Annotated in this window: 8 protein-coding genes; 2 read left to right on the top strand and 6 right to left on the bottom strand. The window is 61.5% G+C overall.

The genetic code is table 11. The annotated features are described in order from the left end of the window. From Q0J74_RS09035 to Q0J74_RS09025, 3 genes are all read right to left on the bottom strand, one after another. Positions 1-1139, bottom strand: a 1139-nt coding sequence (locus tag Q0J74_RS09035) for a M56 family metallopeptidase (RefSeq protein ID WP_297213605.1), incomplete at its 3' end; no start/stop codon positions are given. A gap of 4 nt (positions 1140-1143) precedes the next feature. Beyond that, on the bottom strand, positions 1144-1497 hold the full coding sequence (locus tag Q0J74_RS09030; RefSeq protein ID WP_297213602.1) for a BlaI/MecI/CopY family transcriptional regulator: 354 nt from the start codon (positions 1495-1497) through the stop codon (positions 1144-1146). A 185-nt stretch (positions 1498-1682) separates the two neighbouring features. Beyond that, the gene (locus Q0J74_RS09025; protein WP_297213599.1) at positions 1683-2669 is read right to left on the bottom strand and encodes an Ig-like domain-containing protein; all 987 of its coding nucleotides are present in this window, start codon (positions 2667-2669) and stop codon (positions 1683-1685) included. A gap of 177 nt (positions 2670-2846) precedes the next feature. On the opposite strand from Q0J74_RS09025, the gene Q0J74_RS09020 reads away from it, so the two are divergent. Then, positions 2847-4259: an AAA family ATPase gene (locus tag Q0J74_RS09020; protein ID WP_297213596.1), complete on the top strand. Its 1413-nt coding sequence runs from the start codon at positions 2847-2849 to the stop codon at positions 4257-4259. 201 nt (positions 4260-4460) lie between these two features. Here the strand turns inward: Q0J74_RS09020 and Q0J74_RS09015 are convergent, their stop codons facing one another. The 3 genes from Q0J74_RS09015 to Q0J74_RS09005 all read right to left on the bottom strand — a co-directional run bounded on the left by Q0J74_RS09015 (position 4461) and on the right by Q0J74_RS09005 (position 8145). Then, a complete protein-coding gene (locus Q0J74_RS09015; protein WP_297213592.1) occupies positions 4461-5996 on the bottom strand; it encodes an O-antigen ligase family protein in 1536 nt (511 codons plus the stop codon). Between the two features lie 21 nt (positions 5997-6017). Next, positions 6018-7121 carry a glycosyltransferase family 4 protein gene (locus Q0J74_RS09010; RefSeq protein WP_297213589.1) on the bottom strand — a complete coding sequence of 368 codons (1104 nt, stop codon included), beginning with the start codon at positions 7119-7121 and terminating at the stop codon, positions 6018-6020. A gap of 79 nt (positions 7122-7200) precedes the next feature. After that, positions 7201-8145, bottom strand: coding sequence for a CPBP family intramembrane glutamic endopeptidase (locus tag Q0J74_RS09005; RefSeq protein WP_297213586.1), 945 nt, complete (start codon positions 8143-8145; stop codon positions 7201-7203). Positions 8146-8302: 157 nt separating this feature from the next. On the opposite strand from Q0J74_RS09005, the gene Q0J74_RS09000 reads away from it, so the two are divergent. Next, positions 8303-8634: ribonucleotide reductase N-terminal alpha domain-containing protein (locus tag Q0J74_RS09000; RefSeq protein WP_297213583.1), on the top strand; the 332-nt coding region annotated here is incomplete at its 3' end.

The following is an 8634-nucleotide window of genomic DNA, read 5'->3' as shown; positions in this document are numbered from 1 at the left end:
GAATCCCAGCCCATCAGCCCGTCCGATGCGACTTGTGCAGAGGTGTAGAGCTCAATGGTGGCCTTTTCGCCCTCTGATGCGAAGCGGTGTTCCAGCGATTCCAGCAAAGACAGGTTTTCTGTATCAAAAAACTCTACAGAAGGAATCTGCTCTCGTTCAGAAGCCGTCGCTTGATTTTGGGGCGGATTTGTTAAAAGAACCACCGCCAGGCCAATACAGGAAAGAACCGCCGCCAGCACGACCCAGACCGCGGGGCTTTTCCAATTTGCCAGGTTGCGGATGCGGCGCTTCGTGTCCCCCTCTCCAAAAGCCAGGGGCATCCCGGCTATGATTCGCCGGCCGGTGGCCAGACTCAGGAGAGACGCGCTGTAATCCGCCCGTACGCCGTCTCCCAGTTTCCTGACCACAGCCTCGTCGCAGCTCAGCTCCATATCCCTGCCCGCCGCAAAAAAGGCCAGCCACACCAGGGGATTGAACCAGTGGATGCAGAGTGCCGCGAAAGCCACCGCCTTCACAAGATGGTCCAAGCGGTGGATGTGGTGCTGTTCGTGGAGGATAATGTAGGGCCACTCCTGTTCGCTCAGCGAGGAGGGAACGTAGATTTTGGGGCGGAACAGGCCCAGGACAAAGGGGGAGGCAATCTCGTCCGACAGAAAGATGTTATCCCGGAGGGGCGAGGCCGTGACCAGCTTTCGAAGGAGTCTCGCATAGGACACCAACGCATATCCTGCCATTGCCAGGACTCCGGCCATCCAGACAAAGGTGGCAGCCGCCACCGGCGCTTCCAGGGGGTCGGCCACAAGCTGTTCCTCCCCCTGGGGCAGCGTTTCGGTGATGGCCTCTCCAATGCCCGGCACGGGGAGAGCTACCGACGGATCTTCCATGTGGACAATATCGGGCGGGACATATGCTATGGTGCCGTCCGGGGCGACCGGTGCATCCAGCAGGCCGAACAGGGAAAGGCCGGACGGGATGGCGACCGGGCAGAGCAGACGGAAGAGCACTACGCTCCACAGGGCATAGGAGATCGCCCTGGGCGCTCTCCGCAGCAAACGCCGCAGGAGCAGGACAAACACGATGGCCACGCTGGCCGTTAAGCTCATGTTTATCAGCTTTGGCAAAAAGGTATAAAAGGACATCGTCTCACCTCCGCATCCCGTCAATGAGCCGTTTCAGCTCCTCCGCCTCCTCTTCCGACAACTTGTTCCGCTGGCCAAAGGCGGCGACAAAGGCCGGGAGGGAACCGCCGAAGGTCTCCCTCACAAACTGCTCGCTCCGCATCCCGTAAAAATCCTCCCGGGAGATCAGCGAGGTCACCGTTTTGTCCTGGAGTTGAAAGATGCCCCGCTGGCACAGCCGCTTCAGAACCGTGTAAGAGGTGGTCGACTTCCAGCCCAGCTCCTTCTCCGCCATTTTGATGAGGTCTCTGGACGCCATCGGCTCATTCCGCCAGATCATGTCCGCAAAGCGGGATTCCAGCGTTCCCATGGTCGGCATATGGCATTCCCCCTTTCATCTACATCACGTAGATCAATTTTAGTCTACATGATATAGATGAACTTGTCAATGACTTCCTCGGCCTTTCTGCAAAAAAACCGGCCTTCCCAAGGGGAAGGCCGGGCGGAGGCTGTGGAAAACGCGGCTGGCCGCTTTTTCCACAGCCTCCGTGTCTGTTCCATTTGTCAGAAGGCGCAGCGGACAATACACGTCAGGGTCTGCCCGTCCACCGTGCAGGTAATGGTGGTGGTGCCGGAGCCCACCGGCTTCACCACCCCGTCTGCGGAGATGGTGGCCACGGCGGTATTGCCGATGGACCAGGTGGGGGTGGAGGAAGTCCCGCTTACCTTCATCTGCACCGCGGGGTTGTTCAGGGCCGAGAAGGTGAAGTCCGTTTTATTCAGGGACAGGGTACCGGTGGACCCGCCGGTGCTGCTTCCGGCGCCGGTGGCGCTCCCGCTGCCGGCGCTGGTGACCTGATTGTAAACCAGGATGGTCTGGTCCGCGGCGCCGGGCATGGAGGCGGTGATGGTGGCGCTGCCCCGCACGGTGCCGTGGCTTACCACACCGTTCTCATCCACCGCCACAACGGTGGGGGCGCTGCTGGTCCAGGTGATGGTGCCGGTGGTGCCGGCGGGGATAAAGGTCACCTTGACGGTGATGGGATCTGGATAGCGGTCAGAGAAGGAGAACTCTTTCTGATCCAGGGTGAATCCGGTGGCCGTCTGGTCGGCGGGAACGGTGTTCTCAGGACTCTCCACCGCCGGAGGCTCGGAATCCACCGGCCCGGGCGTCTCCGACTCCACCACCGGGGCGGAGTCCTCCGGCGGCAGGGAGGTGCCGGGCTCGGCATGGCCCTTGCTCACCAGGGGCATGATGATGGAGACCACAATAATCACCGCCGCGATGATCAGAGCCAGGGAGATGACGATCCCCACAATCCGCAGGGGCGACGGGCTGCCGCCGTAGCCGCCCCCCCGGGTATTGGTAACTAACCGCTTACCGCCGCGAGGACGGGGGGCCTCATCCTCATACGCCCCTTGGTCGTCATAGTCCTGCTGTTCCATCTCGTCGCAAAAGGGGCAGTGCTTATAAGTAGAGGAGTAGTCCTCCCCGCAGTATTCACAGTGAATCATCTTGGGCCGGTCGTCTCTGCTTCGCTTGGATGCCATGGGAAATCCCTCCAATCGACATTCTTAAGTTATTTTACAACGGCAGGCGGCTATCCGTCAACGGCGGGTGTAAAAATGTAAATGTTTTTTAATATTTATGTCAACTTCCCCTCGCCTTGCGTTATCACCGGCAATCGGATATAATACTGAGCAGAAACAGCATGGAGGTGTGGCGGGATGAAAAGCTCCATCAGCGCCGCGGAGGTACACAGGCAGTACAGCGACGGGGTGTCCGCTTTCCGGCGGCAGATCTCCGACGCCGCCCTACGGGTGAAATTCACCCAGGAGGCAGACGTGTTTTTCCGGGCTTGCGCCCTGGGGGTGTGGCAGAAGGACGGCGGGTCCCTCTCTCCCCGCCACGTGGAGTATTACAACGCCATCTACACCAAGGGCAATCCGGTCCCCTCCATCTTGTTCTGGGAGCTGTCTGGGGCGGTGCTGGACTATCCCGGCTTCAGGGCGCCCGATTTCTTTGCCCGGATGCGGGCCTGCGACAAGGTATCCGGCAGCGGTCTGGCAAGGCGGTTTATCGACCTGACCACCCTGATGCTGCTCCTTTTCGCCGCGGTGGATGACCAGGTCAGCGAGGGGGAGGCGGGCTTTGTGAACGCCTGTGCCGACAGTCTGTCCACCCTGTGTGACCGGGACGGGCTGCCCGGGGGAAAGGCGCCGCTGGATGTAGCGGATTTCGTCACCCGGCCCGCTCCGGCGGAGCAGGCGTCCTCTGGAGCGGCTCAGGTGGCGGCGGAGCAGGCTCCTCCCACCCCCACTCTGGAGGAGCTGCTGGACCAGCTGGACGGGCTGTGCGGGCTGGAGAAGGTGAAGGCGGATGTGAAGAGCCTCATCAACCTGGTGAAGGTGCGCAAGCTCCGGCAGGAGCACGGCCTGCCCGTGCCGCCCATGAGCCTCCACCTGGTGTTTATGGGCAATCCCGGCACCGGCAAGACCACCGTGGCCCGGTTGCTGGCCCAGATCTACCGGGCCATGGGGGTGCTGTCCAAGGGCCAGCTGGTGGAGGTGGACCGCTCCGGCCTGGTGGCCGGATTTGTGGGGCAGACCGCCATCAAAACCGGAGAGGTCATCCAAAAGGCTCTGGGGGGCGTGCTGTTCATTGACGAGGCCTACGCCCTGGCCAGCCAGGACAGCCCCAATGACTTTGGCCGGGAGGCCATTGAGACCCTGCTCAAGGGTATGGAGGACCACCGGGCGGATCTGGTGGTCATTGTGGCGGGGTACACCGGGCTGATGGACCGGTTTATCCACGCCAATCCCGGTCTGGAAAGCCGGTTCAACAAATATTTCTACTTTGACGATTACACCGGGGAGGAGTTGATGGAAATCTTCCGCTCCATGTGCGAAAAGAACGGCTATACCCTGGATGAGCGCGGCGCGGCCTACGCCGCCGGTCTGCTCCGGACCCTGTACGAGAGCCGGGATGAGAACTTCGGAAATGCCCGGGACGTGCGCAATCTCTTCGAGCGGGCGGTGGCCCGCCAGGCCGACCGGGTGGCCGCCCTGGACCACCCGGACAAGGAGACGCTGATGGCGCTCACCCAGGCCGACCTGGAGGAGGCTGCGGCGGCCTCCTGACAGGGCGGCGCTCCGCGTCAAAGGCCCAAACTGGCCCAGCTTCCTTAAGGAAGCTGGGCCAGAGGCTGTCGAAAAAGCCCGGCAGAGTTCGCGCCCGCAGGCGGCGAAACTCTGCCGGGGGATTTTCCCGGTGCAAAACTTGTTTCTCTCTTGCGCCAGCCCTGCCTTTCTCGACCCTGGGCAGGATGCCCAGGACTTGTCTCAGGCCTTGGCGGGCTTTTCCGCCCGCACCAGCTTGACGCAGGCGGCGATGATCCCGAACAGGAACCAGTAGGTGAACATATTCCGGGGATAAAACCAGGTGTACTCCGCCACACCGATAACCATGATGCCGCAGAAAGCACCCACGGCGGCGGCCAGCATCCGACCCACCCTGGGATCGGAGGTGCGGCGGAGGGCCTTGATCCCCTTCTTCAGCTGCCAGAACAGCAGGCCCAGGAAGGACAGGATGCCCCAGATCCCCGTCTCTCCCCACATCTGCAAATAATTGTTGTGGGTATGGATGGGATAGGAACCGTCAAAGTTGGTGGGATAGGTCTGAAAGACCTTTTTCATAATGTCGCTGCCCAGACCCACTCCCCGGTGCCAGTAGTCCCGCATCAGGTTGGCGGTGGTGTCGTAGATGGCAAAGCGGTACTGGGTGGAGGAGTCCTCCGTGTTGGTGATGGTGAGGATCCGGTTGTAAATGGTCTCTGGCAGGAAGGGAACGGCGGCCAGGCCCAGCACCAGCAGAGCCGGCAGCCACCGCCAGTCCAGCAGGGCCACAAAGACCACCACAGCGAAAGCCAGGCCGATCCAGCTGGCCCGGCCGTAGGTGAAACCGATGGCCGCCACCCCCAGGCAGAAGGCCAGCAGACTGAGCACCTTCCCCCGCCAGCGGCAGTTGAGGAAGAGCGCCAGCTCCAGAGGAAGGAGCATCTCCAGCTGCTCGGCAAAGTTGTTGGGGTTGTCAAAGAAGGAGTAGACCCGGCCCGGCATCCCGGCGTTGACCACCATATCCTGCTGGGAGGGAATCACCTCCACCCCGATATAGCCCTGATAGCAGCCGTACAGGGCGGCCACAGACAGACCCAGCACCGCCAGGGACACCATAAGCTGGAGTTGCTCGTATTTGTGTACCGCACTCACCACCACCAGCACCAGCAAAAAGCCGGTAAGGTGGAAGGCGAAGAACCGCAGGGACATGTGGGTGGACAGGGAACCCGCCAGCGCCAGACAGATGAAGGCCATGTAAATGCTCATATACGGTCCCAGGGTGTCCAGTTCCAGCCGGTACTGCCGGTGGGAGGCGCTGCCCACCACAAAAAGGGCGGTGAGGGCCGCCGCCCCCATCAGACCATAGACATTGTTCCACAGGCTGTGGGGGGCCATCAGCATCCCCAGCATAAACAGGCCCAGGAAGAAGTATGTGGTCCCGCCCAGGGCGGTGAGCAGGCGGCAGAACAGGCTGTCCTCCCACACCCGCCGGCCTGCCTTGTACAGCACCTTGACCACGGCGCAGGGGATGTTGACCACAGCGGTAAACAGCCGGCAGGACAGGCTTTCCGGCCAGACGCGGGATACCACGCCCTCCCGCCAGGCAAAGCGCCACAGCACACTGCCCGACAGCAGGCGTCGGACGCCCCCCTCCAGCCCCCGGCACAGGCGGTTGGCGCCGCTGTTGACCGCCGCACGCTTCAGTCCCAACCAGACGGCCAGAAGTATCCGCAGAAAAACGCTACTTTCCGTAATTGACATCAGCTATTTTACTCCTTGGTATCAGTCGTGGAGCGCCTTTTCATAGACGCCGTAGGTGGCCCGGGCCATTTTGTGGACCTCAAACTTCTCCTCAATGGTCCGCAGGGCATTTTCCCGGCACTTGGCCGTAAAGGCCGGGTCCTCCAGGAAGCACTTCATGGCCACCGCCATAGAGTCGGGATTGTCGTATTCCACCAGCATGCCGCAGCCCGCCTCATCATTGACGATGTCCGGATTGCCCCCCATGTCGGTGGCAATCACCGGCAGGCCGGCGGCCATGGCCTCAATGATCAGGAAGGACAGGGCCTCGTGCTGAGAGGAGTTGACGTACAAATCGGCGCCCTTGTACAGGTTCTTGATGTCTTTGCGGAAGCCGATAAACTTCACCAGCTCCGCCAGACCCAGCTCCTTCACCTGGGCCTGGGTCGGCTCCAGCAGGGGGCCGTCCCCCGCCAGCACCAGGGTGAAGGGAACCGCCGTCAGCTGGGTCAGCCGCTTCACCGAGTCGATGAGGTACTTGTGGCCCTTGTCGTCGGCAAACCGGGAGGCGCACAGCATCACAAACCGGTCCTCCGGCAGGTCCAGTTCGGAGCGGAGGGTGGATTCCGACCGGTCTCCCGCCCAGGCCGCCGGGTCCACCGCGTTGAAGATCACCTGGATCCGCTCCCCGCTCCAGCCGTTGGCGATGAGTTGTTCCTTCCCCTTGTTGCACACGGCGATCATCTGGTCCTGCCGCTTGTCCATCACCCGGTTGGACAGGCGGGTGACCATGTCGTTGGCCAGGATAAAGTGGTTGGTGTATACCACCCGGAGCTTTTTGTTGTACTTTTTGGCCAGCAGGGCGGTATAGTGCTCCCGCAGGTAGTGGCAGTGGATTAGCTCAATGTCCCACTCCGCGCACAGGGCGGCCAGCTCTTTGGCGGCCTTCTTGTCAAAGCGGCGGCGCATCTCCACCCGGCGGCAGGGTACGCCCAGCTCCTCCAGGCGCTCCACCAGCAGTCCCCCCTCGTGATAGGCGAAAAAGGGCTGCACCAGCCCGTCCTGGGACAGGTAGCGCACCAGGGTCTCCACATACCGCTCGGTACCGGCCTTGCCGGCAAAATTGAGCAGATAGAGCACCTTCATCTGGAAGGATACCCCCTTTTCTCTAAAATCTCGGCATAGCTCATTTTACAGGAAACCCCCGGGGAAATCAACCGGCATTTCAGAGCAGGTAGGAGGCGCACAGAGCCAGAGAGAGCAGACAGAAGCAGAGCACCCCGGGATTTTCAAAAAACAGCCGCCAGGTCCAGCCTCCGCTCAGCGAGACGGTACCGGGGGCAAACCGCAGCTCCCGCCGCAGGGTGATGAAGAAGACAAGGCCCAATACAATGGCCCCCAGCACCAAGGCCGCCAGCAGGTTCATTCCCGTATCTCCCAGCGGTTCCAGCAGGGGGAGCAGGCCTACGGAGATGAAATTGAGCATGGCGTGGAGCAGAGTGCTCTGCCAGATCCGTCCGGTGCGCAGGGCCACATAGCCCAGCACCAGGCCGATGGCGACGGCGTAAAACAGCTGATTCAGATTGCCGTGGAACAATCCGAAGCACAGGGCGGAGGCCAGTACCGCAAACTTGTCCCCGTAGGGCCGCAGCCGGTCCAGCAACAGCCGGCGAAACATCAGCTCCTCCGACACCGGGGCGATGACACACCCCAGCAGCAGATTGAGCAGTTCGGGATAGGCCTCCATCTGCTCCACCGGATTGCTCACCGCCTTCCCCCGCAGCAGGCCAATCAGCTCGGTGAGGGTCAGGGTGAAGTAGTTTGCCAGGTACATGGCGCACAGGCAAATCACATAGACCTGCAAAAACCGGGCAAGCCCCAAGGGCCGGGCCTGGGCCGGACGGGCGGAGGCGGTCCCCCGCAGCACCAGACAGAAGGCCGGCAGACCCACTCCGTAAACCGACAGGACGGAGAGCGCCCACAGAAATACAGGCTCACCCAGCAGCCAGGGCGCCAGTATTCCCACAGGCACCCCGGCCAGCACCTGCACGGCCAGCATGGACATCATCAGCGCAAACAGCGCCCAGCCCAGCCGGGAAAAATATTGGCAGTGGATCCGCAGTACACCCGGGTCCGGCCGTCCCGAGCCTCTGCCCCGCCAGTCTTCCATAGGATTCCCCTCCCAACCTGGGAAACACCGAAGTTTCATTCTGTGAGGCCTATTATACCAAGAATGGTGTACCCAAGCAAGAAACTAAATGTTGACAAGGACCATATATGTGATACAATATCTTGTGCTATATAGAAAACCGGGAGGAGAGAAACACATGCCCATATCTGAAAATGCCAAGGCGGTGCTGGAGCGGCGCTACCTGGCCCGGGACGAGCAGGGGAACCCCACTGAGACGGTGGAAGGGCTGTTCCGCCGGGTGGCCAACGCCATCGCGGAGGGGGACCGGCACTTCGACCCAAAGGCCGACGTGGTGTCCACCGCCAAGGTCTTTTACGAGATGATGACCAACCTGGACTTCCTGCCCAATTCCCCCACCCTGATGAACGCCGGTCGGCCTCTGGGGCAGTTGTCCGCCTGCTTTGTGCTGCCGGTGGCCGACTCCATGGAGGATATTTTTGACGCCATCAAGAACGCCGCCCTCATCCA

Source organism: uncultured Flavonifractor sp. (assembly GCF_944387675.1).
Classification (GTDB): domain Bacteria; phylum Bacillota; class Clostridia; order Oscillospirales; family Oscillospiraceae; genus Flavonifractor.
The sequence above is the reverse complement of the archived record's forward strand: the minus strand, read 5'-3'. Positions and strand labels throughout refer to the sequence as shown.

Bases quoted from the DNA above. Each gene is read 5' to 3' on its own strand.
- Q0J74_RS09030 (WP_297213602.1), bottom strand. From the start codon at position 1,497: ATGCCGACCATGGGAACGCTGGAATCCCGCTTTGCGGACATGATCTGG.
- Q0J74_RS09025 (WP_297213599.1), bottom strand. From the start codon at position 2,669: ATGGCATCCAAGCGAAGCAGAGACGACCGGCCCAAGATGATTCACTGT.
- Q0J74_RS09020 (WP_297213596.1), top strand. From the start codon at position 2,847: ATGAAAAGCTCCATCAGCGCCGCGGAGGTACACAGGCAGTACAGCGAC.
- Q0J74_RS09015 (WP_297213592.1), bottom strand. From the start codon at position 5,996: ATGTCAATTACGGAAAGTAGCGTTTTTCTGCGGATACTTCTGGCCGTC.
- Q0J74_RS09010 (WP_297213589.1), bottom strand. From the start codon at position 7,121: ATGAAGGTGCTCTATCTGCTCAATTTTGCCGGCAAGGCCGGTACCGAG.
- Q0J74_RS09005 (WP_297213586.1), bottom strand. From the start codon at position 8,145: ATGGAAGACTGGCGGGGCAGAGGCTCGGGACGGCCGGACCCGGGTGTA.